This window comes from Pseudodesulfovibrio sp. JC047, assembly GCF_010468615.1.
GTDB lineage: Bacteria > Desulfobacterota > Desulfovibrionia > Desulfovibrionales > Desulfovibrionaceae > Pseudodesulfovibrio.
In genome coordinates, this window is the sequence record NZ_WUEH01000022.1 from 42,198 (window position 1) to 68,407 (window position 26,210).

General features: G+C 53.4%; 23 protein-coding genes. 6 read left to right on the forward strand and 17 right to left on the reverse strand.

What is annotated here, in order from left to right; all coding sequences use genetic code 11:
• Nucleotides 1-76: 76 nt before the first annotated feature.
• The 7 genes from GO013_RS13555 to GO013_RS13585 all read right to left on the reverse strand — a co-directional run bounded on the left by GO013_RS13555 (nucleotide 77) and on the right by GO013_RS13585 (nucleotide 9,473).
• Nucleotides 77-475: a transcriptional repressor gene (locus tag GO013_RS13555; RefSeq protein ID WP_163812001.1), complete on the reverse strand. Its 399-nt coding sequence runs from the start codon at nucleotides 473-475 to the stop codon at nucleotides 77-79.
• A 236-nt stretch (nucleotides 476-711) separates the two neighbouring features.
• Complete coding sequence (locus GO013_RS13560; RefSeq protein WP_163812003.1) at nucleotides 712-2,730, reverse strand: methyl-accepting chemotaxis protein; 2,019 nt, start codon at nucleotides 2,728-2,730, stop codon at nucleotides 712-714.
• 9 nt (nucleotides 2,731-2,739) lie between these two features.
• Nucleotides 2,740-3,225 carry a cytochrome c family protein gene (locus GO013_RS13565; RefSeq protein WP_163812005.1) on the reverse strand — a complete coding sequence of 162 codons (486 nt, stop codon included), beginning with the start codon at nucleotides 3,223-3,225 and terminating at the stop codon, nucleotides 2,740-2,742.
• A 118-nt stretch (nucleotides 3,226-3,343) separates the two neighbouring features.
• Entirely contained in the window at nucleotides 3,344-6,340 is a 2,997-nt protein-coding gene (locus GO013_RS13570; protein WP_163812007.1) for a phosphoribosylformylglycinamidine synthase subunit PurS, read from the reverse strand.
• A gap of 102 nt (nucleotides 6,341-6,442) precedes the next feature.
• Complete coding sequence (locus tag GO013_RS13575) at nucleotides 6,443-7,411, reverse strand: polyprenyl synthetase family protein (protein ID WP_163812009.1); 969 nt, start codon at nucleotides 7,409-7,411, stop codon at nucleotides 6,443-6,445.
• Nucleotides 7,412-7,457: 46 nt separating this feature from the next.
• Nucleotides 7,458-8,156 (reverse strand): futalosine hydrolase, encoded by a 699-nt coding sequence (mqnB, locus tag GO013_RS13580; RefSeq protein WP_239057870.1) that lies wholly within the window; start codon nucleotides 8,154-8,156, stop codon nucleotides 7,458-7,460.
• Nucleotides 8,157-9,473 (reverse strand): nucleotide sugar dehydrogenase, encoded by a 1,317-nt coding sequence (locus tag GO013_RS13585; protein WP_163812010.1) that lies wholly within the window; start codon nucleotides 9,471-9,473, stop codon nucleotides 8,157-8,159. It lies immediately after the preceding gene.
• Nucleotides 9,474-9,536: 63 nt separating this feature from the next.
• Here GO013_RS13585 and GO013_RS13590 point away from each other — a divergent pair, with 63 nt between their 5' ends.
• A complete protein-coding gene (locus tag GO013_RS13590; RefSeq protein ID WP_163812012.1) occupies nucleotides 9,537-9,743 on the forward strand; it encodes a DUF2065 domain-containing protein in 207 nt (68 codons plus the stop codon).
• A 58-nt stretch (nucleotides 9,744-9,801) separates the two neighbouring features.
• Here GO013_RS13590 and GO013_RS13595 read toward each other — a convergent pair whose 3' ends face one another.
• Complete coding sequence (locus GO013_RS13595; protein ID WP_163812014.1) at nucleotides 9,802-10,548, reverse strand: ubiquinone/menaquinone biosynthesis methyltransferase; 747 nt, start codon at nucleotides 10,546-10,548, stop codon at nucleotides 9,802-9,804.
• The gene (locus tag GO013_RS13600) at nucleotides 10,549-10,743 is read right to left on the reverse strand and encodes a hypothetical protein (protein ID WP_163812016.1); all 195 of its coding nucleotides are present in this window, start codon (nucleotides 10,741-10,743) and stop codon (nucleotides 10,549-10,551) included.
• A gap of 298 nt (nucleotides 10,744-11,041) precedes the next feature.
• Between GO013_RS13600 and GO013_RS13605 the strand changes: the two genes are divergently transcribed.
• The 5 genes from GO013_RS13605 (at nucleotide 11,042) to GO013_RS13625 (ending at nucleotide 16,692) form a co-directional block, all read left to right on the forward strand.
• Entirely contained in the window at nucleotides 11,042-11,677 is a 636-nt protein-coding gene (locus GO013_RS13605; protein ID WP_163812018.1) for a TetR/AcrR family transcriptional regulator, read from the forward strand.
• The gene (locus tag GO013_RS13610; protein WP_163812020.1) at nucleotides 11,667-12,701 is read left to right on the forward strand and encodes an efflux RND transporter periplasmic adaptor subunit; all 1,035 of its coding nucleotides are present in this window, start codon (nucleotides 11,667-11,669) and stop codon (nucleotides 12,699-12,701) included. The genes GO013_RS13605 and GO013_RS13610 overlap by 11 nt, the downstream gene beginning before the upstream one ends.
• Nucleotides 12,698-15,802: an efflux RND transporter permease subunit gene (locus GO013_RS13615; protein ID WP_163812022.1), complete on the forward strand. Its 3,105-nt coding sequence runs from the start codon at nucleotides 12,698-12,700 to the stop codon at nucleotides 15,800-15,802. The genes GO013_RS13610 and GO013_RS13615 overlap by 4 nt, the downstream gene beginning before the upstream one ends.
• 232 nt (nucleotides 15,803-16,034) lie before the next feature.
• Entirely contained in the window at nucleotides 16,035-16,481 is a 447-nt protein-coding gene (locus tag GO013_RS13620) for a CreA family protein (RefSeq protein ID WP_343219572.1), read from the forward strand.
• Between the two features lie 19 nt (nucleotides 16,482-16,500).
• Nucleotides 16,501-16,692, forward strand: a complete 192-nt coding sequence (locus GO013_RS13625) for a Nif11-like leader peptide family natural product precursor (RefSeq protein WP_163812024.1) — start codon at nucleotides 16,501-16,503, stop codon at nucleotides 16,690-16,692.
• Nucleotides 16,693-16,757: 65 nt separating this feature from the next.
• Here GO013_RS13625 and GO013_RS13630 read toward each other — a convergent pair whose 3' ends face one another.
• From GO013_RS13630 to GO013_RS13665, 8 genes are all read right to left on the reverse strand, one after another.
• On the reverse strand, nucleotides 16,758-17,687 hold the full coding sequence (locus GO013_RS13630) for a hypothetical protein (protein ID WP_163812026.1): 930 nt from the start codon (nucleotides 17,685-17,687) through the stop codon (nucleotides 16,758-16,760).
• A gap of 56 nt (nucleotides 17,688-17,743) precedes the next feature.
• Nucleotides 17,744-18,421 carry a 4Fe-4S binding protein gene (locus GO013_RS13635; RefSeq protein WP_163812028.1) on the reverse strand — a complete coding sequence of 226 codons (678 nt, stop codon included), beginning with the start codon at nucleotides 18,419-18,421 and terminating at the stop codon, nucleotides 17,744-17,746.
• Nucleotides 18,422-18,484: 63 nt separating this feature from the next.
• Nucleotides 18,485-19,450: an AraC family transcriptional regulator gene (locus GO013_RS13640; protein WP_163812030.1), complete on the reverse strand. Its 966-nt coding sequence runs from the start codon at nucleotides 19,448-19,450 to the stop codon at nucleotides 18,485-18,487.
• 259 nt (nucleotides 19,451-19,709) lie between these two features.
• Entirely contained in the window at nucleotides 19,710-22,253 is a 2,544-nt protein-coding gene (gene secA / locus GO013_RS13645; RefSeq protein WP_163812032.1) for a preprotein translocase subunit SecA, read from the reverse strand.
• Between the two features lie 187 nt (nucleotides 22,254-22,440).
• Nucleotides 22,441-22,578 carry a hypothetical protein gene (locus GO013_RS13650; RefSeq protein WP_163812033.1) on the reverse strand — a complete coding sequence of 46 codons (138 nt, stop codon included), beginning with the start codon at nucleotides 22,576-22,578 and terminating at the stop codon, nucleotides 22,441-22,443.
• 45 nt (nucleotides 22,579-22,623) lie between these two features.
• Nucleotides 22,624-23,331, reverse strand: a complete 708-nt coding sequence (locus tag GO013_RS13655; RefSeq protein ID WP_163812035.1) for a hypothetical protein — start codon at nucleotides 23,329-23,331, stop codon at nucleotides 22,624-22,626.
• 150 nt (nucleotides 23,332-23,481) lie between these two features.
• Complete coding sequence (locus GO013_RS13660) at nucleotides 23,482-24,606, reverse strand: (Fe-S)-binding protein (protein ID WP_163812037.1); 1,125 nt, start codon at nucleotides 24,604-24,606, stop codon at nucleotides 23,482-23,484.
• A gap of 2 nt (nucleotides 24,607-24,608) precedes the next feature.
• Nucleotides 24,609-25,997 carry an FAD-linked oxidase C-terminal domain-containing protein gene (locus tag GO013_RS13665; RefSeq protein ID WP_163812039.1) on the reverse strand — a complete coding sequence of 463 codons (1,389 nt, stop codon included), beginning with the start codon at nucleotides 25,995-25,997 and terminating at the stop codon, nucleotides 24,609-24,611.
• Nucleotides 25,998-26,210 lie beyond the last annotated feature (213 nt).

A 26,210-nucleotide genomic window follows, 5' to 3' on the forward strand; every position in this document is an offset into this window, starting at 1 on the left:
AACGACGCGAGCCAGGCTGGATAATCCCAGCCTGGCTCGTATTCGTCTCAAAAGACGGTACGTCAAAAATTTGTGGTTAGTGCTGTGCTTTTTGACACTTTGGGCAAATGCCCACGAATTCCACATTGGTATACAAAACCTTGTACCCTGCGGTATGCCCTTCGGGAAGCTGCGGTATGGCAATTTCACAATCGACATCTGCCACGGCTGTACAGACTTCACACCGAATATGCGGATGCGGCTCAGCATTACCATCAAACCGCTTTTGCTCTCCCGGACCACCCAATTTCAAAATCAATCCCTGGGTCGAAAGAAATTCCAAGTTGCGATAGACAGTCCCAAGACTAATTCGCGGAATGATCTTACGCACCATGTCATAGACTTCATCAGCCGTTGGATGCGACGTAACCTTCTGCAATTCTTCCAATATCACTTTCCGTTGTTTGGAAAGTCGAAATCCCATCTCATGAGTCATGAGAGCTCCTCCGTATTATTTAATAACAATTACTATTATTTTTATACGTAATTGTCAAGACGAATCATTTTCAATTCACAACGTTTTCCTCTATCGTAGAATTCAATTTCCTGCAAACTTTCCTCCCAGGCAGAGCCGGGGCTTCTTCAACAAAAACACTATATTCACTCACTGCAAGACAAAATAAAGGGGAGAGCAACACTGTTGCTCTCCCCTTAAAGTACGGACAATTTGGTCTAATTTCTGAACTTGGCAACCAGCTCAGAAAGATTTTGCGCCATTTCAGACACTTCCAGAATCCCACGATTCGACTGTTGAATACCGGAAAGCACTTCCTGAGAAAGTGCATTGATCTGTGTGACACGGGTATTGATTTCATCTGACGTTGAAGACTGTTGCTCTGCGGCAGCAGCGATACCATTCACCCGGTCCGCAATGGAGTTGGAATGTTGCACGATTTCGTCCAACACACTTCCAGCCTTCTGCGCCATGCCGGAGGTATTCACTACCCGCACCTTGGCGCTGTCCATTTCCTTGACGACATTTGCCGTGGATTGTTGAATGAGCGAGATGGCTCCTTCAACTTCCTTGGTCGCATCCATGGTTTTTTCGGCCAACTTCCTGACTTCATCAGCAACCACGGCGAACCCTCGCCCGGCCTCACCGGCACGAGCCGCCTCAATTGCGGCATTCAGGGCCAACAAATTGGTCTGATCCGCAATGTCATTGATGACCGCCATGACTTTCCCGATATTCTCGGCCCGACTGGACAGAGAACCCAAAGCTTCGGCCAAGTTCTCGGTGGTATCGGCAACCGTATTGATTTCGACAACCGTTTTACCGACCACTGTCCCGCCATCAGCCGCGACCTTATTCGCCTGATTCGACGCTTCTGCGGTTTCCGACGCATTTTTGGCGACTTCAAGGACTGTAGCGTTCATTTCTTCCATGGCCGTGGCGACCTGACTGGTCTCATCGGCCGTGGTATCCACTCCTCGTGCCAGCTCTCGCATCTGCTCGGACAAGGCATCAGAGGATTCGTTGAGTCGGTTGGCGACTTCGGTCACCTCATTGGCAACCACCAACAAATTCTGCTGTTGCTTCTCGATATTCTTCTTGTCTCTTTCTTCACGGGTCAGATCGATGAGCACACAGATCACACCCACGGCCTTGTCGTCTGCATCCTTGAGCGGTGAAGCTTCAAACAGCAACGGGAAATCCGTGCCATCAGCGCGATGATACACAAACCGGCCGGTCACGGGGTTGCCGTGTTCAATGACATCGGCGGCATTACACGTCGCTTCGTCCTCGGAATCACAGGTAAAGACGTCAGAGACACGCCGTCCCTGGACTTCATCTTCAGTCAAGCCGAGGATGTTCTGAAGCGGCGGATTGATGAATTTAAGATGCAGGTCCTTGTCCGTCACGAACAGCGGAACCACAATCCCGTCAAGCACGCTTTGATTGTACTGAAGCTGGTCTCTGATCTGGTCAACCATTTCTCCCAGATATCTGGACAACGCTCCCAACTCATCACTCCCCTTCACCGTAAATTTCGCATCCAAGTTGCCTTTGCTGACTTCTTCTGTCGTAGCGGCGATGATGGAGATTCGATTGACAATGGCCCGGCGCATGAAAATGATGAGCGCCGCGAGCAAAGCGATGACACCAAAGACAGAAATTGCAGCGGATTTCAGTTGGCTGTCCTTCAAGGCTTGAAACTGCGGACTGACATCAATAGCCACAACCATTGATCCAAGAATTTTACGACTTTTGCCGTGGCAATGGTGACATTCGAGACTGTTGGCAATGGATTTCACCTCGGCAAAATGCAATTTGCCATTAATATCCATCAACTCTCCAGCCACAATCTTTTCATCAAGGCTGTTCTGAATCAGGTCGGGAAGACCATTTTCCGTCCGGAGATCAAAAATATTCTTCCGTTCGACGCCACGCTCGGTGGCATAGGTCACTTCGCCCTTGTAATCGGTCATGTAAATCATGGTATCCGGATAGCGCGAAGCCATTTCCGCAAACTTGATTTTCGTTCCGTCATTGTCTCCCACGGACATGGGATCTTCGATGGCCATGTACAACATGTCGGCCACGCGCTCTGCCGAGGCCTCGACCTCTTGCAATGTATGATCTCGGGTAGAAATGGAATTGTTGGCAAACAATCCTGCAAATGCAATCACCGTCAGGATTGAAGAAAGAAGCGTAATTTTGACACCAAGGGAATTTCGAATAAATTTCATACAGCCCCCTTAGTGTGCCCCGCCGTATAACAGCGGCTTGAAGTCAAAAGCATCAATTCTTTCCGGATTGTGACACGAAGTGCAGTCGTCCATACTCAGACTGCCCTTGATCAAGTCCGGATCACCGTCGGCCTCCACATGATCGTACCCTGGTCCGTGACAGACTTCGCATCCGCAGTCGGCCATACCCGGTGTTTCCGCAAAACTGACAAACCCCCCAGGTCGCCCGTATCCGGTCATATGACACACATAACATTCAGCGACTTCCTCGTTTGTCAAATCCGCAGCCATGACCTTGACGGATTTTCCGGAATGCGCTTTTTTCGCAAATTTCTTGAAGTTCCCATACTCCTCTTCATGACATTCACCGCACGATTCCGACCCCACAAATTGTCCGGAATTCGTTCGGCCAACGCCCGCCATTGCGACCGTCATGACACAAGCAGCCATCAAAACGCCCAGGCTTCCTTTGTACCACACCGCTTTTTTCAACATGAACCAACCCCCGTAACGTGTAGAACACTCGGGAGGGCCATCACCCTCCCGATATAATTCTATATTTCATAGATGGTTTTTGAAAGCAGGTAAAGTACTCGCTAAAATCTTTCGCCTCCTACCAATCAAGTGTTGCCTTGAACGCCCCTGCCATAGCGTCAACCCCTTCCCGCAACACCGTCTTATCGGCATTTTTGACAAGAAGTTGAGAGGAGTCAAAGACTTTACCAATATAAGCACACACCTGACCGGCAAACAGTTCTTCAAAGGCGTCCGCATTGGCGCTGTCCACCGAAACCACAAACCGGCTAGCGGATTCCGAATACAACACGGCTGTTTCGTTCATCACACCGCAGGTCGGCACCCTGGACAGATCGACATCAGCACCGAGTCGGCCACCAATGCACATTTCAGCCAAGGCCACACCCAATCCGCCATCCGAGCAGTCGTGACAGGCGGTGATGAGTCCGCGTTGCGTGGCCTCGAACACGGTTTCATACCGAGTCTTGGCGGACACAAGGTCAACCTGAGGCACATCCGGATTGGAAAATCCGAGCTGCTGCGCCACTTCACTGCCACCGAGTTCCGGGCGGGTCATGCCGAGCACATAGATTCGGTCGCCGTCCTTCTTGAAATCCGAAGTCAGGCACTTGTTCACATCAGGAATCACACCGATCACCGAAAATAACACGGTCGGCGGAATGGAGATTTTCTGGCCGCCGCCCTTGTAATCGTTCTTCATGGAATCCTTGCCGGACACGCATGGAACGCCGAATCCGAGGCAATACTGGGCCAAAGCCTGATTGGCACGGACCAACTGAGCCAGCTTGTACTCACCGTCCGACGTAGACTCGGATTGAACAGGATCGCACCAACAGAAGTTGTCACAACCGGCCATGTAATTGACGTCGCCACCCACGGCCACAGCGTTCCGAATCCCTTCGTCAATAGCGTTAGCCATCATCCAATAGGTGTCATAATCGGAAAATTGCGGACAAATACCATGTGACACGACCAACCCCTTGTCCGAACCGAGTTCGGGCCGGATCACACCGGCGTCGGACGGGCCGTCCGCCTTCACGCCCACCATGGGTTTGATGGCGGACTTGCCTTGCACCTCATGATCGTATTGACGAACCACATATTCCTTGGAGCAAATATTCAGCCTGCCGAGCATATCCTTGAGCAGCCCACCCTGATCCTCGGGGACCGGGACCGCATCCTTGGCAAATTCAGGCCGCTTCCACACAGCAGACAATTCCATCTGGGGCACGCCATTATGCAGGAAGTCCATATCGAGACACGTCACCACACGGTCGTTGTATCGTGTCAGGTATTTCCCTGAATCGGTAAATGTTCCGAGAACAGAGGATTCCACATCCATCTCCTCCGACAGGGCCATGAATGCGTCAATCTTTTCCGGCGGAACAGCCATGGTCATGCGTTCCTGGGCTTCGGAAATCAGAATCTCCCAAGGCTTCAGGCCGTCATACTTGAGCGGAGCCTTGGCAAGGTCCATATCGAACCCGCCACTGTCCTCAGCCATTTCGCCCACAGACGACGACAGACCACCAGCCCCGTTATCGGTAATGGCGTTGTACAGGCCACGATCCCGGGCGCGCATCAGAAAATCATACATCTTGCGCTGAGTGATGGGGTCACCGATCTGCACTGCGGTCGCCGGGCTGCCCTCGTGCAGTTCTTCAGATGAGAATGTCGCGCCATGAATGCCGTCCGCTCCGATGCGACCACCGGACATGACAATCAAATCACCCGGCAACGCGCATTTTTCCTGAGACGGTTTTCCGGCCACGGTGACCGGCATGGTGCCGATAGTGCCGCAATAGACCAACGGTTTGCCCAGATACCGTTCATCAAAAACAATGGACCCGTTCACCGTGGGGATACCGGACTTGTTGCCACCGTGTTCCACCCCTTCACGCACGCCTTCAAACACACGACGGGGGTGCAGCAATCTCGGCGGCAATTCACCTTCGTAAAACGGATCGGCAAAGCAGAAAACATCGGTGTTGCACAACAGGTTCGCGCCGATACCGGTGCCCATGGGGTCCCGGTTGACACCCACAATGCCGGTCAAGGCTCCGCCGTATGGGTCCAAAGCGGACGGCGAGTTATGGGTTTCCATTTTCACACACACATTGATGGCGTCGGAAAAACTGATGACACCGGCGTTGTCCTTGAACACGGACAGACAATAATCACCGCCATCCCGAGTCGCTGCGTTGCGTTCGCGAATCTGTTTGGTCGATCCCTGAATAAAGGTCTTATACAGGCTGGACAACTCGGTGGTCGTCCCGTTTTCCGTATTTTCATACCGAATTTTCGCGCTGAAAATCTTATGCTTGCAGTGCTCTGACCACGTCTGGGCCAACACTTCGATCTCCGCATCCGTGGGATCAACAGCCATGCCTCGCGCCGTCCGTTCAGCCTGCACGGCCGGATCGGCGTAATACGCCTGAATGTCGTGCAGCTCCCGCAACGACAAGGCCAATGTATTGGCCCGAGAAAAATCTGTCATCTCCTGGTCAGACATGGTCGATAATGGAATCACCGCCACTTCGTCAGACGCCTGTCCGGTAACCTGAGCGGCCTTGGCCTCGAATCCCGGCTCGGATGTCCACGTCCCCGAAGATTTGTACTCATACCGCTGAATCAATTCATTCGCCAACAAATCCCGTGACACACGTTGAATGTCGGCTTCGCTCATATCCGCACACATCAGGTATTGCTTGGAGGTATAAACCTTGACCGCTTCCAGCTCCACCTTGTCCAACCCGAGGACCACACCCAGCGTTTCCCGCGCGGTGCGTCCTTCATTGTCAGTGACGCCGGGACGGAATCCGACTTCGACAATCCAGTCGAAATCACGGGCCAGCGGTTTGAGGGATACCTCGTGCAACACCGGATCGTGCAGGGCTGCCCGTTCCAGAACAAGATCAACCTGTTCCTGTGACACTCCTTCCAGAGTAAAGACATTGACGATGCGCACATCCTGCACATCCATGCCGAGTTCACTCCTGATCTTGCGGGCGACACGTTCGCCCAGCACGTCACGGACGCCTTGTTTCAGTCCAACGACGATACGACACAACATGATTGCTCTCTCCTCACTGGCTACCGAAAATCAATACACTCCGGCAACCACCGTTTTATTCAAATCGGAAGGCCGATCCCCTGCCCGGGAACCGGCCTGAAATTACTTGGTTCTAGTCAGCACAAAATCCGCAGCCTGTTTGAGGACCACAAGCTCTTCGCCCGGCTCAAAACTGTCCAGGCAGGCCTTGGCCTTCTCCACATAGGCAGCGGCTTCCTCTCGGGTCTTTTCCGAATATCGCCCGTCCCGGACCCGCGTCAGAATGTCCTGACACTGCGCGTCGGTCAACGACTGCTCCTTGAGAGCCCTCAAGAGGGTCACACTCTGTTCGGCATCCCCATTTTCCATCAATAAAATCAATGGCAACGTGACCTTGCCTTCTCTGAGATCGCCGCCCTCGGGCTTGCCGGTCTCGGATGTCGGCGACGCGTAATCCAATGCGTCATCCACCAACTGGAAGGCGATACCGAGATTCAAACCAAAGTCACCGGCCGCGTCTTCCTGTTCAGGGGTCGCTCCGGCCAAAGCCGCTCCACACCGGCAGGCGCACTCGATCAAGCGCGCTGTCTTGCCAATAATGATCTCAAGGTACTTATCCCGATTCAGGGACGGATTCTTGGAAAAAGAAATTTCCTCGATTTCACCGACCGCAGTCTCCATGGTTCCCTTGGCCAGCAGCCAGGAAAGCCGGGCATTGCCATACCGCGACGCCATCTGGTTGGCCAAGGCAAGCAACGCGTCACCGGCCAGAATGGTCTCGGTCCGACCAAACACGAGGTGTGAGGCGGGTCGGCCACGGCGCAATTCAGCGTCGTCAAGGTAGTCATCATGCAGCAAGGTCGCCGAATGCAACAGCTCCAGCGAACAGGCCATGGCGTGAAAATCATCTTTGGCATAGCCAAGGGATCGAGCGAACAGGATTGTCAGGATAGGACGAATCCGTTTACCGCCAGAGCCAATGATATGCTTGGCCACATCCCGAACCAGACCGTTCAGTTGATCGGCTTCCTGGTCGAGAAAGTCATTTATGCCGGGAAGTTCCCGTTGAAAACATCGTAAAAGTTCGTCCATATCTTTAACACTATGTCAGGTTGCGGGTTGAGGGACAAGCCCCGTTCTACGCCGTAAAAAGCTGGTTGGCAGCGAGGCCAAGCCCCTTCAGCGCACCTTTCAAATCCCAGTCCTCAGCCTCTCGGGAGCCGACCAGATTGGAGATGGTTCGCACCTCCAAAAATGGCAGTCCCATGCGCCCGGCACCAAATGCCAGACCAAAGCCTTCCATATTTTCCAGATTGGCATTGCAGGCCAGCTTGAGCCACCCGGCCCGTTCAGCCGTGCCCGTAACACTGCTGACCGTCACGGATGACGCGCGCAGCCATTTTTGACCCAACGTCACATGCATGGTTTCAGCATCATTGACGGGATTCAATTTGACTCGATTCCAAATAAGCTGGTCGTTGATCTTTCCCTGGGGAAAATTGATTCCCTTGGGGTCAACATTGCCTTCTTCATCCAGCAATCCGTATTCAGGCCACGTCTCCTGCCAGCAATAACAGGTGGAAAGCATGGGGAATTCATCAAGATCATAGGCCCCAGCAATACCGAAATTGATGACACCGTCCACATCGTCCCGCCCCAACACAAGGCCGGTCATGAGCGAAGCATTCACCAATCCGACGCCAGTCACGGCCAAAAGCAGTGTGCGTCCGTTGCATTCATACTCCGCCGTCTCACCCTGCTCCACTCGGGGAGCGTCGGGAAACACGGCCTGCATCTCATTGGATGTCGCTGTTATTACTAAAAGCATGAAACCCATTTATAGTCGCCAATACTCGATATGCTCGGCGGCCAATTCCGCACGGTCCAGAATACCCTTCACATCCACAATCAACGCGGTGTCCGGGGTGGCAAACCACTTCTTCAATTCCGCAACCGGAATCTCGGTGTATGCCGCATGTGGCACGGCCAAAATCAAAGCATCCAGATCTCGCATGGTCTCCAGGTCACACAATTCCACACCCAAAACGTCACGAGCTTCGTCGTGATCGGCCTGCGCATCATGCACCAAGACGTCCACACCGTACTCATTCAGCTCCTCAAGGATATCCACCACGCGGGTATTGCGCAAATCCGGAACATTTTCCTTGAAGGTCAAACCGAGCACGCCAATCCGCGCGCCTCTGACTTTGCAATCATTTTTGATAAGCCGCTTGATGGTTGACTCGGCAATAAACTTGCCCATGGTGTCATTGATCTCGCGCCCAGCCAGTATGACATGGGGATGAAAGCCCATGGCCTCGGCCTTGAAGGTCAAATAATATGGATCGACCCCGATGCAGTGTCCGCCCACCAGACCGGGACGGAAAGGAAGAAAATTCCATTTGGTGCCAGCGGCCTCAAGCACATCCAGCGTATCGATGCCCATGGTGTCGAAAATCCGGGACAACTCGTTCATAAGGGCGATATTCAAATCGCGTTGCGTGTTCTCGATAACCTTGGCTGCCTCGGCTGTCCGAATATTCGGGGCAAGATGGGTTCCAGCCTCCACGACCATGCCATACACCTGCTGCAACAGCTCTCCGCACGCTTCGGTCTGTCCGGCAACCACTTTCACGATGGTTTCCAGCCGATGCACCTGATCGCCCGGGTTGATCCGTTCTGGCGAATAGCCGACCCAAAAATCTTCACCGCATTTCAGACCGGACTCGGCTTCGAGAATCGGTACACAGATTTCTTCAGTCAGTCCGGGATACACTGTGGATTCATAAACCACCACGGTTCCGGGTTGCAGATATTGACCGACAGAGGTCGTGGCTCCCTTGACCGGACGCAGATCAGGGCTTCGAAATTCATCGATGGGCGTGGGCACAGCGATAATAACAAGCCGGGCCTTTTTCAAGTCGGCCAGGTCGGCGGAAAATTCCAGATCAACATCGTCGCCGACTGTGGAAAAATCAACCTCATTCGTGCGGTCGATTCGCTGATTCAGCTCGGCCACACGCTTTTCGGAAATATCAACACCAATGACGTGGAAATGACGTCCCAAGGCCACGGCCAAAGGCAATCCCACATAGCCCAGTCCGACAATGGCTATACTGTCGGCCTTGCTTTTCAATTCATTCAAAGAAATCATCATTATTCTCCGTATCACCCATCCGGGTGGACACAGACGGTCTTCTATGGCTATTCTTTCGCCATGAACATCGACTGGTCACTTCTCATCCTTGCCATTGGGTTGGCTCTGGTTTTCGAAGGCATCCCGTATTTTCTCTTTGCCGAGAAGATGCCGCTCATGCTCATCCGACTCGCGGAACAGCCACCGAAATTTCTGAGGTTCATCGGATTGGCCGCCATTATTCTCGGCCTGCTTATCATTTCGTTTGGTCGCTCTTTATCGTTATAACCCCTGCCTTGTCCACACAAGGACAACGTCCGTTCGCCGAAACCGGCACAGCTTTTCCCTACACAGGTTTTTCTGCCACATGCAAATACACGATACCTGACAGCATCGGCACGTTATACACTCGCTCGAAACCGGCGGAAAGCAACTCGTTGCCGAGCGCCCGTTCATCTGGGAACTGCTTGATGGTTTCAGCGAGATATCGATAGGCGTCCGGATCGCCAGAAATACGATCACCAATAAAGGGAAGGATCTTGTCGAGATACAAATTATACAGCCCTTTCCAAACCCGTTTCGACCCAGTGCCGAATTCGAGAATGCAGAGCCGTGCCCCGGGCTTCAAGACCCGGTAAAATTCGGCATAGGCATCTTCACGCGGCAAGATATTTCGAATACCGAAAGCAATGGTCGCCGCAGCCATGGAGGCATCGGGAAGCGGCAAGGCCCGACCATCGGCCTGCACCGGGAAAATCCGTTGCTCCCGGCCCTTCTTGAGCTTCTTGGCTTTGCCATTTTCCAACATGGGCAAGGCAAAATCCAATGCCGCGACCTGACAATCCGGGTATTGCCTGAGCAATTCCACGGACACGTCCATGGTCCCGGCAGCCAAGTCAAGGATCATGCCCCCGGGTTCCGGGCGCGCGGCCTTGGCCAAACGATACCGCCAATAAATATCCTGTCCCAAAGACAGTGCGTGATTGAGGAAATCATACCACCCGGCAATGCGACCGAACATGTCGGCAACCCGCTTACCGTGCTCTGCGTGAGTGCTTGCTCCTGTGACCGATTGACATTCAGGTTTGGTCATCTACTCGCCTTCTTCCACCAATTCCGATTCGCGAGATCCATCACCCAGAGTCTCGCCCGTAATAGTCCGCATGACGTCCTTATAAATCACGTCAAAATTCTGCCCGAAATTCGACGGGGAAATCCGCCCGACTTCGATAAATTTGATGACCACTTCCTTGGCGACCTGCAAGGCCTGCTTATCGTACTTATCCATCTATACTCTCCCGTTTTTCAATGGAAAAAACCGCCCGGTGGGAAATGGCCTTGACCAACATAGTCAGGGTGCCGGGCGGGAAAAAAGAAAAAAACCGAAAAGCCCCTTTCTTTTTTGGAAATTCAGTAGCATGTCCCACCCCGTTCCGTCGAGGAGTTTAGCGGGCTGATTCCACCCAATCCAAACACTGATTCAAACATTGTTTAAAATTTTGATTGACACCAAACAACAACGACTCTATACGGATGATTCAAACATTGTTTCAAATGCTGATTAAATACTGGTGTAGAGGAAAATCATGAGCAAAGAAAACACGCGAGACAAAATCCTTTTTGCAGCAAGCAGTGTCTTCTGTGAAAAAGGATATGAAAAAACAACGATCCGCGACATCTGCACGACAGCAGACGTCAATGTGGCAGCAGTCAATTATCATTTTGGAGACAAACAGAATCTCTTTTACAAGGCCCTCGGGCTATGGATGGAGGAATTCGTTGAAAAAGCGGCACTCCGTCAACGCATGGCCTCGAAAGACACCCCCCAAGCCAAGTTCAGAGAATACATCCACGCCGAACTGGGAGCACTTTGCATTTACAATGAGACAGGAACAACCTCTTTAAAAAAAGCCCGGCTGATTCTTCAGGAACTCACGGCAGAAAACCACAATCCTGAAGTTTTCGAATGTCACAAGGAGCTTGAAAAAGACTTCATTTATCCTCTCATCACGGATCTAGTCTCTCCATGCGAAGACCCAGAAATCATACACAACGCGTGTATCGCCGCCACATCAATAACAACCCATTATTTCCTCATGGCCATGGATAACCCGAAATTCGCCATTCAAAATGCGGAAGACCTCGATTCCACGACCGATTTTCTGACAACGTTCGCCCTGGGCGGACTCAAAGCCATTAAAGAGAAACAGCATGATGTATAGATTTTTCATGAGTGCAGTGCTTTGCGCTGTTGCCCTTGTCACTGCCGGGTGTAACGACACCCCCACCGAAGCCAAAATGATCGAGTCCAAGGCGATCCGAGTTGCCACTAAAGTGGTTGAACCGGTGACCCTCATCGACCGAATCAATTTGCCCGGAGCCACCGAACCGGATGAAGACGTGTGCGTGTCGTCCGAGAGTCCCGGCACCGTAATCTGGTTGGGCGTCGAAGAAGGAGACCGCGTTAAAAAGAACGCGCTCATCGCCCGTCAAGACGTGTCCTCCAGTGGCGCTCGGTTCGACCAGGCAAAAGCAACGAAAAAGCTCGTGACCGAGCAGTTACGCCGTCGTCGAGAATTGTTGAAAAAGGGCGTGTTAGCCAAGGAAGAATTCGACCGAATGGAGGCCGAGCTGGCCAAATCTGAAGCCTCCTTGCGTGAAATGCAGGTCAGCGTCGAGTACGGCGTGGTGCGTGCGCCAGTTTCCGGAATCATCAATCACCTGTATGTGGACCGGGGAGAACGGGTCAACGCTGGCGACAAAATCGTGGATATTGTTGATCCCTCCGTCATCCGGACCACGGTCAACGTCCCTGAAATGGACATTCCGTATATCAAGAAAGGCCAGGAAGTGACCGTGACCGTGGACGCCATCCCGGGCCGCGTGTGGAAAGGGATCGTCGAATTCATCTCTTTCAAGGCAGACAACGCATCCAAAACCTTTGAAACCCGCGTGATTACAGACAACCCGGACGGAGCCATCCGCGCGGGAATGCTCGCCCGAGTTTCTCTGGAACGACGGGTATTGAAAAATACGGTCACCACCCCGCTGTATGCCATCATCAATCAGGGCGGCGAACGACTGGTCTACGTTGAAGAAGACGGGGTTGCCCGTGCCCGGACCATCGAACTCGGTGTCATTGAAGGCGAACGAGCGCAAGTGGTCAAAGGGCTTTCCCTTGGCGAAAAACAAATCGTCTCCGGGCACACACTCGTTGAAGACGGGACCAAGGTGAACGCACAATGATCATCAACAGAGCGGCTCTCAACCGGCAGTCAACCGTCATGGTCCTGCTGGTCTTCATCATTATAGCGGGTCTCGCGAGTTATGCTTCCCTGCCCAGAGAAAGTGACCCGGATATCACCATTCCCTACATTTTCGTACAAACGAATTTTGAAGGCGTGGCCCCGGAAGACATGGAAACCCTGGTGACCATGCCCATTGAACGCAAACTCACCGGGCTGTCCGGGACCAAGGAAATATCCTCGATCTCGGATGACGGCATTTCCCTGATTAAAGTGGAATTCAATCCCGGAGTGGACATCGACGACGCCCTGCAAAAAGTGCGAGATAAAGTGGATCAGGCCAAACCCGATCTGCCGCAGGATTTGCCGGACGAACCGACGATCAACGAGGTAAACCTCTCGGAACTGCCCATCCTGAACGTGGTCCTCTCAGGGCCATTCAGCCTGAAACGGCTCAAGGTCTTTGCCGAAGGGTTGGAAGATCAGATTGAAACGGTTCCCGGCGTGCTGGAAGCCAAGATCATCGGTGGACTTGAGCGGGAAATTCACGTCGAATTCGACATGGACCGCGTGGCGTTCTACAACATCCCGCTCTCCAATCTGCTGTCATCCCTGAGCAACGCCAACGTCAATACACCAGGCGGCTCCGTGGAAATCGGACAGGCCAAATACCTTGTCAGGGTTCCCGCCGACTTCAAGACCCCGGACGAAATCGACCAGATCGTCGTCTATGTGCAGGATGGAAAACCGATCTATCTTCGAGACATCGCCACCATCCGTGACCATTACGCGGACCCGACCTCCATCAGCCGGTTCAACGGCAAACAATCCGTGACCATCGAGGTCAAGAAACGGGCTGGTGAAAACATCATCGAGATCAATGATGCGGTCAAACAGATCCTCAAGGAAGAACAGGAAATCCTGCCCCCGTCATTGAACATCAATCTCACGGCGGACAAGTCCGATGACATCCGCGACATGATTACAGACCTGGAAAACAACATCATCACCGGCCTGTTGCTGGTGCTGATCGTGGTCTTCGCCTTTATCGGCGGCCGATCGGCCCTGTTTGTGTCATTGGCCATCCCGTTATCCATGCTCATCACGTTCGTGGTCTTGGATATCTCATCCATCACACTGAACATGGTCGTGCTGTTCTCGCTCATCCTCAGCCTCGGAATGCTCGTGGATAACGGCATCGTGGTCGTGGAAAACATCTATCGGCACATGCACATGGACAAAACCAGAATCCAGGCGGCCCGCGACGCCACGGATGAAGTGGCCTGGCCGGTCATCGCCTCCACATTGACCACAGTCGGCGCCTTCTTCCCCATGGTTTTCTGGCCCGGCATCATGGGCGAATTCATGAGCTATCTGCCGATCACGGTTATCATCGCCCTGTTCGCGTCCCTGTTCGTGGCTCTGGTCATCAACCCGGTGTTGTCCGCCAAGTTCCAAGGCATCCCTAAAAAGGACGCACAGGACAAACCCAGCGCCATTGATCGCATGTTGGACCGTTTCAAGGCCCTGTACAAACCGGTTCTGGAATGGTCGCTGGACCACCGGCTCACCGTGCTTGGCGGAGCTTTCGGCTTCCTGGTCTTCTCGATCGTGGCCTTTGGTGCCTTTGGCAAGGGCGTGGAATTCCTGCCCACCACAGAACCCAAACGCACCGAAGTCAAACTCAAGGCCCCTGTGGGTACCAACCTTGAGGCCTCGGACCAATTCGTCCGCATTGTCGAAGAAATAACCAAAGACTACAAAGACATCGAATATGTCATCGCCAATACCGGCGAATCCGGATCTCACGACAAGGTCGGGACCCACTACAGTCTGGTCAAACTCGATTATCTGGACTTGCAGGACCGTTCACGACCTTCATCCGAAATCACCAATGAAATCCGCAGCCGACTCCAGGCCGCCATTCGTGGGGTGGAAATCCAGGCCGAAGCGGAAAGGATGGGACCGCCCACTGGCGACCCCGTCAATCTCGAAATATATGGCTCCGATCTGCGCAAACTCGGGGCATTGGCCGGGTCCATCAAACGCGCCATCAAAAACATCCCCGGCATGGTTGACCTCAAGGACGACTATGTGGCCGCCAAACCGGAAATTCGCGTCAATGTGGACAAGGAAAAGGCCGCGCTGCTCGGGCTTGACGCCTATACCATTTCGCGAGCCGTCAAGACCGCCATCAACGGATTCAAGGTCGGTGTCTACCGCGAAGGCAAAGATGAATACGACATCGTTGCCCGACTTCCCAAGAAAAACCGCGACTCCTTTGAAGACATCAAGCGCATCACTGTTTCCGGTCCCAAGGGGGAACCCATTCCCATCACCAGTCTGTGTACAATCACACTGGGCGGCGGTCTGGGTGGCATCAACCGCATTGATCAACGACGCGTGGTCACTCTGTCAGCCGATGTGTCCGGTCGTCTGGCCGAAGACGTCATCGCGGACATCGAAACCGAACTGGCAAAATTCGAGTTCCCCCGTGGCTACAGCTATCAGTTCACCGGCGAACAGGAAGAACAGCGCAACGCCTCTGCATTCCTTGAAACCGCGTTCACTGCGGCCCTGTTCCTGATCTTCATCGTACTGGTGACCCAATTCAACTCCATCTCCACCCCGTTCATCATTCTGACTGCGGTCATTCTGTCACTGGGAGGAGTCCTGATCGGACTGTTGATTACGGGAACAGCCTTTGGCGTCATCATGACCGGCGTCGGGGTGCTCAGTCTCGCAGGCGTGGTGGTCAACAATGCCATCGTGCTCATCGACTATTATGAACAGTTGAAGGACCGTGGCATTCACGCTCGCGACGCCATCATCGAAGCCGGACTGACCCGATTCCGTCCGGTCCTGCTCACAGCCATCACCACGGTTCTGGGGCTGGTCCCCATGGCAACGGGCGTCAGCTTCGACTTCATCAACTTCCGTCTGGATACGGGGAGTGAAAGTGCCCAGTGGTGGGGCCCCATGGCCGTGGCCGTCATCTTCGGTCTCGGTATCGCGACCATCCTGACACTGGTGGTGGTTCCCTGCCTCTGCTCGCTTCAGGACTCCTTTAAAAACAGACCAAAAAAACAAGCCAAAGCCTAACCGGCAACACACCATACCAACGGGGGGAGACAACGGTCTCTCCCCGTTTTTCTTTTTCAGTTCGATCCGGGAATCACCTCGGCAGGCCCGCCGCGACACGCACGTCCCCCAAAAAGAAAACGCCCAAACCTTGCATTCAAGACCGGCTCTTGCTACTCATGCCGGAATGCAATCCTACATTTATCCCATGAGGAAACGGCATTCGGCCATTGGCCGTCTCACCCGCGTATTGATGCTTGCCTTTTTGGTATGCATGGTGGTACCCGCTCCGGTGTCTTCGGAAACCATCGGCATGGTGGACACTGTTTTTCATATGTTTTCCCGCGATGACGACATCGTGGTCGAGGCCTTTGACGACCCGGACATTCCGGGAGTCACCTGTTACCTGAGCCGCGCCCGCAAAGGGGGCGTCAAAGGGATGATAGGTGTGGCGGAAGATCCATCTGACGCCTCGATCGAATGTGTCTGCACCGGTGACATCACCGTGCCCGAAAAAATCCGAAGTGGTAAGATGAACGGAAAGAGGGTCTTCAAGAAAGGCACTTCGCTGGTCTTCAAATCCATGCAGGTCGTCCGTTTTTATGACAAAAAACGAAACGTCATCGTCTACATGGTCTACAGTGATCGGATGGTTGAAGGATCACCAAAAAACAGCATCACTGTGGTTAAAGTGCAATAAAGCATTCGGAGGAAAGCTCGTGAGTGAAGATGAAGTAACACGCCTGGTGAATGACGTGATGTCCAACCCGACTTTGGTCGATGAAGCCAAGGGAATCAAGGATCAGGCTGGAATGGCAGAATTCGTGGCAGCCAAGGGATACTCCCTGACGGACGATGAACTCAGCCAGCTCTGGACCATGGCCGTCAATTACATGGGCGTGCAGGGATAACGATTTTTCCCTTCAAAAGACAGTGAGAAACGGACGGGATACCCTGTCCGTTTTTTTTGCGCTTATTAAAATTTCCACAACACACGAACAAACCCGCCAAAAGCGTTGTCCAATCGATAGGAATTTCTGAGCGACCCCGCAGAATTATAGAGCTTGTATTCCCGTGAATAATGATATTCCGGACCAAGAGAAATAACGACATCGTCATTGGGTGCATAGTCCATGTACACGCCCACCTTGGACCGGACCATGCCGAGATATCCACTCGGACTCACCGAATTCCCCGCATCCAATCGATAGGTCTTTTCGGCCCGGGACAGGGCAAAACTAAAATTGATGGACTCCAGTCCCTCGACCGAACCTTCGAACAATCCCAAGGCCCGCAAGGTCTTGCGCAACGTCTTTTGCGAGACGGCCACGGCCAGCCCAAATTCGGTTTCTCCAAACAAATCCTGATTCAAGGGGGAAAGGGCTACAGTCCTTGCGGTCAACCCCAGCATCCATCCTTCCCAGAAATCATAGGCGATCCCGCCGTCAAAACCCACGCCCACCGTACCGGGAAACGTTGTCTCGAAGGAGGATGCCACTTCGCCATTAACCCAATACCGCCACCGATCCCCAATGGTATTGTTGAGCATCCGCACCTGAAAGGTCACGTCGTGCAACAAATCCCAGGGCACAGTCTGGCTCCCGGTTTTCATGCTCGAAGACACGCTGGCAGGACGGGACCAGGCGAAATCCGAGGCCATATATGAAAGACGAAAAATCGAATAATCAGCCGTCAGCCCAACCCGAAAGACCTCCACGCCGCCAAGGCCATTGGAAAAATCAGCCTTCCCCACATAATCAAAGCTGCTTTCCAGATGAAATCCCTTGCTCACATTGGTTGGCGCGGTCAGCATGAAATCGGGCTGCCCCGTGCTGAACTGGGTCTCGGCCACGGCAAATGACGGGCACAGACAGACAAAAAGAAGGACCAGAAAAAATCGTGACATATCGGCTATGAGTACGCGTTTGCCCAATTTCTGGCAACCCTCTCACAAGAAAGAAACTATAAGGTCAGCGGGAATTCGATGGCATCCGCAGGGCACACAGTGGCGCACGAGCCACACTCGTCACATCGTTCCCCCACAATCCGATACGGCTCGCCCGGAGCAATGGCCTTGAAGGTACAGACCTCCAGACATTCACCGCACCGCACGCACGCATCGGTAATCCAGCATCCCGCGTCATTATGGGTCATTCCGCCAAAGGAAAACCGGGTACGCAGAAGTTTATGATCGCGAAATTCTTCTTCAAAATCAAAATCGAAAATTTCACCTTTGCCCGCGTGAATGCAGAACAACCGAGTGGCCGGATACCGAGCCTGATCCTCCAAGACATACTGCATCATGGCATTTCCTCTGTCAGCCTTCTGTTCCATCTCGCCCTGAGCCACTTCCCGGACCGTCCCGGAAATCCGCACGGAAAATCCGGGCGCAAAATAGGGTTGACCATCCGCATTCTTCCCGTCCTTGCGACCACTCGGATAAATGCCACACAGCGAGACACGAGGGTCTGCCTTCAGCTGCCGATAGAAGGGCTTGATTGTGGTGGTAAGGAAATAGATGCCGTCCTCATCGCCCCCACAGACGCTGATGATACGACTGTGCATGGAATTGCTATCCAACGTGGTCATGGACACACACCCTATGGTGGCAAGAGCCTTGGACACTTCATGTATTGTCATTGAAAAAACCTCCATATCTTGAATAAAGACATGGTAGGGAATCTCCTCCCTCACCAACAGGAACTATCGCACAAAAGCCTGGTACTTTTCGCGCATTCTGTTCCGAAAAACGGACGGAGTGACACCGGCTTCCCGTTTGAAAAACCGGCCAAAATACGACGGGTCCTCAAAACTGAGTTCAAAACAGATCTCCGAAACATTCATGTCGGAATGGGCGAGCATCCGCTTGGCGGCCACGACCGTTTCATTACGTATGACCTGACCGGGCGTGGTTCCAGTGGATTCTTTCACCGCCGAATTCAGACGGGATACGCTGACACCCAGATCGTCCGCATAATTCTGCACGGTCCACTGTGTCACATATTTTTCCGCCACCCGCTTCTTGAACCGGCGCACCAGGTCCGACTCTCGCCCAACCGCTTCCACATGGGTATTTTCCGCGTACATACGGTGCATGTTGACCATGAACACGTGAAAAAACGCGTGCAATACCGACATGAACCCCGGCTTTCGCGCGTTGAATTCCGTCGTCATCTTGTTCACCAGATCAAGCAGAACCGAAGCCTGTTCAGAATCCGCATGAAACACGGGCAGATGCGCGGTACTATAGAAAAATTCCAGATCGGCCATATTCACGATCGGTGCGTCAGGTGACCGCAAAAAGTCTTCGGTAAACGCCATGACATACCCGTCCAGATCTCCGTCCGGGCACCACATGTGCAACTGATGGGGGGTCACAAAATACAGAGAATTCGGGACAATGTCATACGGTTGAAAATCAATGACATGCACACCTTTTCCCCGAGTAACGAACTGGATGGCAAAATAATCGTGCAAATGGGGTTCACGGATATCCGAAACCGGACATCCGGTCCCTTCGGTAAACGGCCAGAGTTGAAAATTGGTCAAGGAATCGATCATGTCCTCGGCCTTGAATACGGTATGTGTCGCTGTCATCTGGCCCGTGTACCCTCTGTCTCCATGGGCTGGCAAGATGCACGGGAAACGTTTTTCATGATGCCATGTCATTGTCGCAAAACCTCCTTGCCACCACTCCGGCAGTCTTTCCCCCATGGATACCACGCCGCCCCCCTCAACCACAGGGACTCACCAATGCAAAAATGGCACTTTTCTCGACGCCCCATACGCGGCCTTTGTCCACCCATCACAGACGCTCACGGCAAGACCTATCCGTCACACGGACAAAAAAAACGTCCCGGAAACAGTCTGTTTCCGGGACGTATTCGTCAAGATACTGGGGCAAAAGCCCTCCGAAGCAACGGACCAATCAGGCCCCGCAGCACTTCTTGTATTTTTTGCCACTGCCGCATGGGCACGGGGCATTTCTGGAGACCTTGGGAGCCTTTTTGACCGGCGCGACCTTCTTGTCCTGCTCGGTCTCATGATCCGTATATTCCAGCTCTTCCGAGCCTTCATGCTTGAATTCCTCATCCCGGACCTCGGCTTCGATCCGCAGATGGGAGAAGGCACGCAACGCGTTTTCCTTGATGGTGTACACCAATTCGGAAAAGAGTTCGAACCCTTCACGCTTGTATTCCTGCTTGGGATCTTTCTGTCCATACCCACGCAGGCCAATGCCATCGCGAAGGTGGTCCATGTTCAGCAGGTGTTCCTTCCAGTTTCGATCCAATGAATCGAGCATGAAATACCGCAAAATTTCCTGATAATGCTCGCCGGTGGATGCCCGCAGGTACGCAAAAATATCATCCACCCATTCCGCAGCCTGTTCACGCGTGGGCAATTCCACCTCGTGCCAGGCAGCGAATCGCTCAAAATTGAAAACTTCTTCCAACCGGGCGCGCACGGAATCCAATGTTTCCTGATCCGCGTCTTTCATGGTCAAGGCAGGCTCCAGGATGTCGTCCAATAAATCGTCCGCATAGTCCCGAGCCAGCTCTTCCACTTCCTTGGCCTTCATCAGATTGTGACGCAGGCCGTAAATGGCTTCACGCTGCTGGTTCATGACATCGTCATATTCCAGCAACTGTTTCCGGATTTCGTAGTGATGCCCTTCCACACGGGTCTGAGATTTTTCAATGGCATTGGACACCATCTTGTTCTCGATGGCCATGCCGTCTTCCAACCCGAGCTTTTCCATGATGCCCTGCAACCGATCAGACCCGAACAGCCGCATGAGATCGTCATCCAACGCCAGATAAAACCGGGAAGAACCTGGGTCGCCCTGACGTCCGGCACGGCCACGAAGCTGGTTGTCGATACGACGGGATTCATGCCGCTCGGTGCCAATGATATGTAATCCACCAAGTTCGAGCACGCCTTCGCCAAGTTTGATGTCGGTTCCACGACCAGCCATATTGGTGGCAATGGTGACCTTTTTCTTGTGCCCTGCCTCAAGGACGATTTCCGCTTCCCTTTCATGCTGCTTGGCATTGAGAACGCTATGCGGAATCTTGAGTTTCTTCAGCAACCGGGAAAGCAATTCCGATTTTTCAATGGACACGGTACCGACCAACGCGGGTTGGCCCCGGTGGTAGCAATCCGCAATATCCTCGGCAATGGCCTGATATTTCTGTTCCTGCGTCTTGTAGATGGAATCAGGATTATCCACACGGATCATTTTCTGATTCGTGGGAATGACAACGACTTCCAAATTATAAATCTGACCAAACTCGACGGCTTCCGTATCAGCCGTACCCGTCATGCCAGACAACGTCTTATACATACGGAAATAGTTCTGGAACGTGATGGATGCCAAAGTCTGGTTCTCCGCCTCGACCTTGACGTTCTCCTTGGCCTCGATGGCCTGATGCAGCCCGTCAGACAGACGGCGACCCGGCATGAGACGACCCGTGAATTCATCAACCAGCACCACCTGATTGTCCTTGACGATATACTCGACATCATTCTGGAAACAATGGTGGGCCTTCAAGGCCTGAAGCACATGGTGCTGCAATGCGATATTCTGCGGATCGAAAAGGTTGTCCAAATCAAGCAGGGCCTCGACCTTTTCCACACCAGCATCAGTCAGGGTGATGGATTTGGTCTTTTCTTCCAGCACGAAATCCCCATCGGGAATGGCGTCCTTGTCTTCCGGGTCCGTGGGCGACGATTTGATCAACTGGGGAATAATGGTGTCGATACGGCGGTACAGGCCCGAAGATTTTTCACCGGGACCGGAAATGATAAGCGGTGTTCTCGCTTCATCAATAAGGATGGAGTCAACTTCATCAACAATGGCGAAATTGAGTGGCCGCTGAACCAACTGCTCCTTGTAAAATTTCATATTGTCACGCAGATAGTCGAAACCGAATTCGTTATTGGTTCCGTACGTGATATCCGCATTGTAGGCGACCTGCCGTTCCTGATCGTTCAGGCCGTGTACGATCACGCCCACGGTCAGCCCGAGGAAGGAGTACAATTGCCCCATCCACTCGGCGTCACGGGTCGCGAGATAGTCGTTGACCGTGACAACGTGAACGCCCTTGCCGGACAAGGCATTGAGCACAACTGCCAGCGTGGCGACCAGCGTCTTGCCTTCACCGGTTTTCATTTCCGCTATTTTTCCCTGATGCAGGACGTATCCACCAATGAGCTGGACATCGTAATGGCGCATGGGCGGATCAAAAGCACGCTGTCCGGCCTCCCGAACCAGAGCAAAGCACTCCGGCATCAGGTCGTCGAGTGTTTTTTCTCCGGCCTCGACCTGGCCTTTCCACATGGCGATCCTGGCGGGGAACTCCTCGTCGGACAGGGCCTTCATTTCCGGTTCAAAGGCATTCACCTGTTCAATAATGGGCTTGATTTTCTTCAGGTATCGGTCGTTCTTCGAACCGAAAAGGAATTTCAGCATATATACGGTCTCCTGGGAGTCTTGGACAATCTACACCACCCCGGTGGCCAATGCACACCGTGGCACTGTGAAGCATGATATATTCGGAATCCGCTTTGTCAACGCATAGCCATATGAAACGCGGTTTTTCCCAACGGGGGCATTCATACCACAAAGGGGAAATCAACAAAAGTCGGCAGAAAGCCCCTTACCCGGCAGACCGCAGTCGTCCGTACCACACCACGGCCACCACCCCGAAAAAGACCATGGCCACAGCCCGCACCGCGTATTGAAACTCGATGAAAAAGACATAGGGAACCCAGTCCAGATTCAATAAAAAAACCACGTCAAAACCGAGACTCTTGACGCCATGCCAATCTCGACGCGTGTCTTATAAGTGTTGGATGTCATGGGTTGCATGTGCGCCCCCCTGTTCCACAGCGTCCTTTCCTGCATGGAAAGAGGACGCCCCGCTCTTCATGGCCTCATACCGGAGGCGCAGGTCCTCATAAAGAAGGCTTTCGAAAGCATATACCCACACACTCCAAAACACCGTAAAAACGCTGATAATACCAACATATGTGCGCGTCATTTCACCCAAAACCATACTCAGACCTATGGAAAAAGCCATCACTACAAAAACCAAAAAAAGGAAAAAGAACACGATCCGAAAAGAATGCCCCTTGGTCATAGCCCACACCGTATGGAAATTAAACGAATCGCCGACAGCAATGGCCGGACAGACAAACGAAAATCGGAGAAAAGGAATCAAGATGCCGAACAGAGCCAACACGACCGACGGAATCATCAAAATTATTCCAAGTGTTTGTGTATCCGGATTCTCCAGCACCCCTGAAAAGTACACTCCTATGGCAGGAAGGGAGGCAAACAGACCACAAAGCACTGCAATTGCCATGACAGCGATATTTGCAGCCAAATATTTGAATGAAGTCGCCACTTTTCTTGCGGGGTAAAACGACGTTCGATTTCGAGTGGATTGAATCACGAAATGCAGAAACGATAAAACCACGACCAAATTCCCGAACCAATAGCCCACCATAATCACTGACGAAATCAATGGAGGAATCGAACCAGCCATATCGCCAGTTCCCCCAGTCAGGATTGAAATGCCACTCAAGACAAGCAACGCGAGCAGATATCTGAAAAAGATGCCGCGTCTCGCCCACAAAAGAATATTCGTTTTCTTTGCCACCGCCCACATTGCAATCTTTTTCATGATGCCATCCTGCTATTCGAGAAGTTCCAACCAATGGCCCACGGCCACCGATTCAGGTGCTGTTGCCGCCAACTGTGTGACACAGGCCGAACACCCGGTCACGACCACCTCGCTCCCTGCGAGCGCGTCCCAACAGAGACGATTGACCGGCTCGGTCAATTCGGGTGCTGCCAGACGCATGATCCCACCAAAACCGCAACACTGGCCTCCAGATGTCTGCAACCCGTGGTCCGAAAATATCCGGCCCAGCAAAAGGCCGTCCGCATCGTCACCCCGTGCATGACAAGGTTGGTGATAGGCCAGCGTTTCCGGCACGTTGTGCGATAGCACAAAGCTCGCGCCATGTAAAAGACTTGATACAGGAAACTGCATATTCATCCAGTTGTCCTGTTCTTCGACACTCTCGAAACAGCCGTCATATCCAAGCAGTCCGGCCCGACACGAGGCGCACAGTGTGACCACCGGAGGACGCCCCGCATCTCGCCACACCTGCACATTGTGCGCGGCCATGGTTCGAGAGTCTCCGTCAAATCCGGCAGTCTTCAGACCGGACCCGCAACAGGTAAAATCATCGGGCAGGACCTCGACACCCAGACCGTCCAACAGCCGCAGCGTGGTCGTGCGCCAGCGAGGTTGTGCATAATTGGCAGTACACCCCGCAAAAAAAAGCATCTTGTGCCCTCGATATGTTTCGGGGAAGGATGTCACCTTCAGACAGGGAGTCACCCCGGATTCGCCGGTCAAGCCGGTCAGCATCCTGAGCATGGCCCCAAATTTCGCCGGGACCAGCGATTCAGGGAGACACCGGGCCGCCCGAGAGCCGGGCACCCACATCTGTCGGGCGTGGATCAACCACGTCTTCCACAACCACGCCTTGAAGTCGGGATGGGCCGCACGCAATCCAGCGACCAACGTCGGGACATCCACCCCTTGGGAGCAGACCTCTCGACACCGACCACATCCGAGACACATCCCGGCAAGGGTGGCCACATCCGCTTCAGAGAGGGCTTTCGGATCATCGGACAAAAGCTGACACACAGTTGATTTGGCTCGGGGACTCAGCTCTTCCCGTCCGGTCGCCTGAAGCAGTGGACAGACGGCAAGGCACTTGCCGCACATGATACATTCACCGGCCATGGCTACAACCCCTTGCCCGGATTCATGATGCCATGTGGATCAAAAACCCGACGGACACCGGCCATCATCTGCCGTTCTTCCTCGGTGAGTTGTTCATGCACGAATGACGCCTTGGTCAAGCCGGTCCCATGCTCGCCGGAAATAGTGCCACCCAATTTCAATGCCATGTGAAAAACCGCGACTTTGGCCGCGTGCGCACGTTCCACCTCGCTCGGAATCGACCGGTCAAACATGATCCCGACATGAATATTGCCGTCGCCAAGATGGCCGAAACACAATACCTGCAAACCGTGCTCGCGCCCGATGTCATGGGCCGCGGCCACCGCCACCCCCACCTGTCCCCGAGGGACTGCAATATCTTCGGCCATCTTGTCGGGTTTGAGCCGAAAAGATGCCGGAGAAATAGATCGACGCACGTCCCACAGCGCCTCGGCTTCGGCACCGCTCCCCACATCCACGGAGACCGGGTTCGCAGATTGCAAGGCCGCCACCAGCCGCCCGACCTCGGCGTCCACGCCTTCCGGTGTGCCATCCACCATGAACAGCAACGCGGCCTGCGCACTGTTCGCCACGGGAATGGTATCGCCCATGCGAATGGCCTGAAGTGTCGGCCCGTCCATGAACTCACAGGCAGCCGGAAGCACTCCGGCCTGAAACACGGCCTTGGCCCCGTCCATGGAGGAAGTCATATCGGCGAATCCGACCAGCACCGACGTCGCGGCCTCTGGCAATGGAATGAGCTTCACAGTCAATTCCGTGAACAAACCGAGCGTTCCATTACTCCCAGCAAATAATCGTTTCAAATCCAGCCCGACCACGTCCTTGTGCGATCGACCGCCCATACGCAAAAGTGTCCCACCCGGCAACACGGCTTCGATGCCAAGGACCCAATCCCGGGTCACGCCGTATTTCACGGCCTTGAGTCCACCGGCACAGGTCGCGATATTGCCGCCCAGAGTGGACATCTTCACGCTGGCCGGATCCGGGGGATAAAAAAGGTGTTTGGCCGCACACGCTGCCTGTAAATCCGCCGTCACCACCCCCGGCTGGGCCACGGCCACGAAATCCGATGCATTGACATCGATGATGCGATTCATGCGCAACATGGAGACCACCACGCCGCCAAGACTGGGCACGGCATTGCCCACGCGTCCGGTCCCCCGGGCACGCCCATAGATGGGCATTCGCTCGCGGTCGGCCCAGGCAAGCACGGCCTGAACCTGCTCGCGAGTCTCAGGCCGGACAACGGCCCACGGCATGGCCTGTTCCTGACTGGCGTCAATGGAAAACACGGCCAGCTCTTCCGGGGACAGAAGACATCCGTCTCCCGGGAAAAGATCGGTGAGAAAATCCGTGTGGGCCTTGGTCAATGCGGCAGCGTATTTGGTCATGACCACACACTATGAATGGGAACCGGGCGTGTCAATCAACGGCACACTTTCACACGGGAAAAATCATGGTCCCACCCCGCGTCCATGTCCGTAGTGCGATACACGGCGGCATCCCACAAAAATACCATGTCGGCACTCCAAGGCTTAATCTGGTAACAGTACCAGTAAAAGTGAAGCTCAAAGGAGGCCGACATGGCTAGGATTAAAATATCA

What these genes read in the sequence shown, in the direction of transcription:
- GO013_RS13655 (WP_163812035.1), bottom strand. Translation starts at nt 23,331, where the DNA reads ATGGCTGGTTCGATTCCTCCATTGATTTCGTCAGTGATTATGGTGGGC.
- GO013_RS13565 (WP_163812005.1), bottom strand. Translation starts at nt 3,225, where the DNA reads ATGTTGAAAAAAGCGGTGTGGTACAAAGGAAGCCTGGGCGTTTTGATG.
- GO013_RS13640 (WP_163812030.1), bottom strand. Translation starts at nt 19,450, where the DNA reads ATGACATGGCATCATGAAAAACGTTTCCCGTGCATCTTGCCAGCCCAT.
- GO013_RS13605 (WP_163812018.1), top strand. Translation starts at nt 11,042, where the DNA reads ATGAGCAAAGAAAACACGCGAGACAAAATCCTTTTTGCAGCAAGCAGT.
- GO013_RS13630 (WP_163812026.1), bottom strand. Translation starts at nt 17,687, where the DNA reads ATGTCACGATTTTTTCTGGTCCTTCTTTTTGTCTGTCTGTGCCCGTCA.
- GO013_RS13660 (WP_163812037.1), bottom strand. Translation starts at nt 24,606, where the DNA reads ATGGCCGGTGAATGTATCATGTGCGGCAAGTGCCTTGCCGTCTGTCCA.
- GO013_RS13610 (WP_163812020.1), top strand. Translation starts at nt 11,667, where the DNA reads ATGATGTATAGATTTTTCATGAGTGCAGTGCTTTGCGCTGTTGCCCTT.
- GO013_RS13585 (WP_163812010.1), bottom strand. Translation starts at nt 9,473, where the DNA reads ATGATTTCTTTGAATGAATTGAAAAGCAAGGCCGACAGTATAGCCATT.
- GO013_RS13635 (WP_163812028.1), bottom strand. Translation starts at nt 18,421, where the DNA reads ATGACAATACATGAAGTGTCCAAGGCTCTTGCCACCATAGGGTGTGTG.
- GO013_RS13590 (WP_163812012.1), top strand. Translation starts at nt 9,537, where the DNA reads ATGAACATCGACTGGTCACTTCTCATCCTTGCCATTGGGTTGGCTCTG.
- mqnB (WP_239057870.1), bottom strand. Translation starts at nt 8,156, where the DNA reads ATGGGTTTCATGCTTTTAGTAATAACAGCGACATCCAATGAGATGCAG.
- GO013_RS13595 (WP_163812014.1), bottom strand. Translation starts at nt 10,548, where the DNA reads ATGACCAAACCTGAATGTCAATCGGTCACAGGAGCAAGCACTCACGCA.
- GO013_RS13555 (WP_163812001.1), bottom strand. Translation starts at nt 475, where the DNA reads ATGACTCATGAGATGGGATTTCGACTTTCCAAACAACGGAAAGTGATA.
- GO013_RS13620 (WP_343219572.1), top strand. Translation starts at nt 16,035, where the DNA reads ATGCTTGCCTTTTTGGTATGCATGGTGGTACCCGCTCCGGTGTCTTCG.
- GO013_RS13600 (WP_163812016.1), bottom strand. Translation starts at nt 10,743, where the DNA reads ATGGATAAGTACGATAAGCAGGCCTTGCAGGTCGCCAAGGAAGTGGTC.
- GO013_RS13575 (WP_163812009.1), bottom strand. Translation starts at nt 7,411, where the DNA reads ATGGACGAACTTTTACGATGTTTTCAACGGGAACTTCCCGGCATAAAT.
- GO013_RS13560 (WP_163812003.1), bottom strand. Translation starts at nt 2,730, where the DNA reads ATGAAATTTATTCGAAATTCCCTTGGTGTCAAAATTACGCTTCTTTCT.
- GO013_RS13615 (WP_163812022.1), top strand. Translation starts at nt 12,698, where the DNA reads ATGATCATCAACAGAGCGGCTCTCAACCGGCAGTCAACCGTCATGGTC.
- GO013_RS13665 (WP_163812039.1), bottom strand. Translation starts at nt 25,997, where the DNA reads ATGACCAAATACGCTGCCGCATTGACCAAGGCCCACACGGATTTTCTC.
- secA (WP_163812032.1), bottom strand. Translation starts at nt 22,253, where the DNA reads ATGCTGAAATTCCTTTTCGGTTCGAAGAACGACCGATACCTGAAGAAA.
- GO013_RS13570 (WP_163812007.1), bottom strand. Translation starts at nt 6,340, where the DNA reads ATGTTGTGTCGTATCGTCGTTGGACTGAAACAAGGCGTCCGTGACGTG.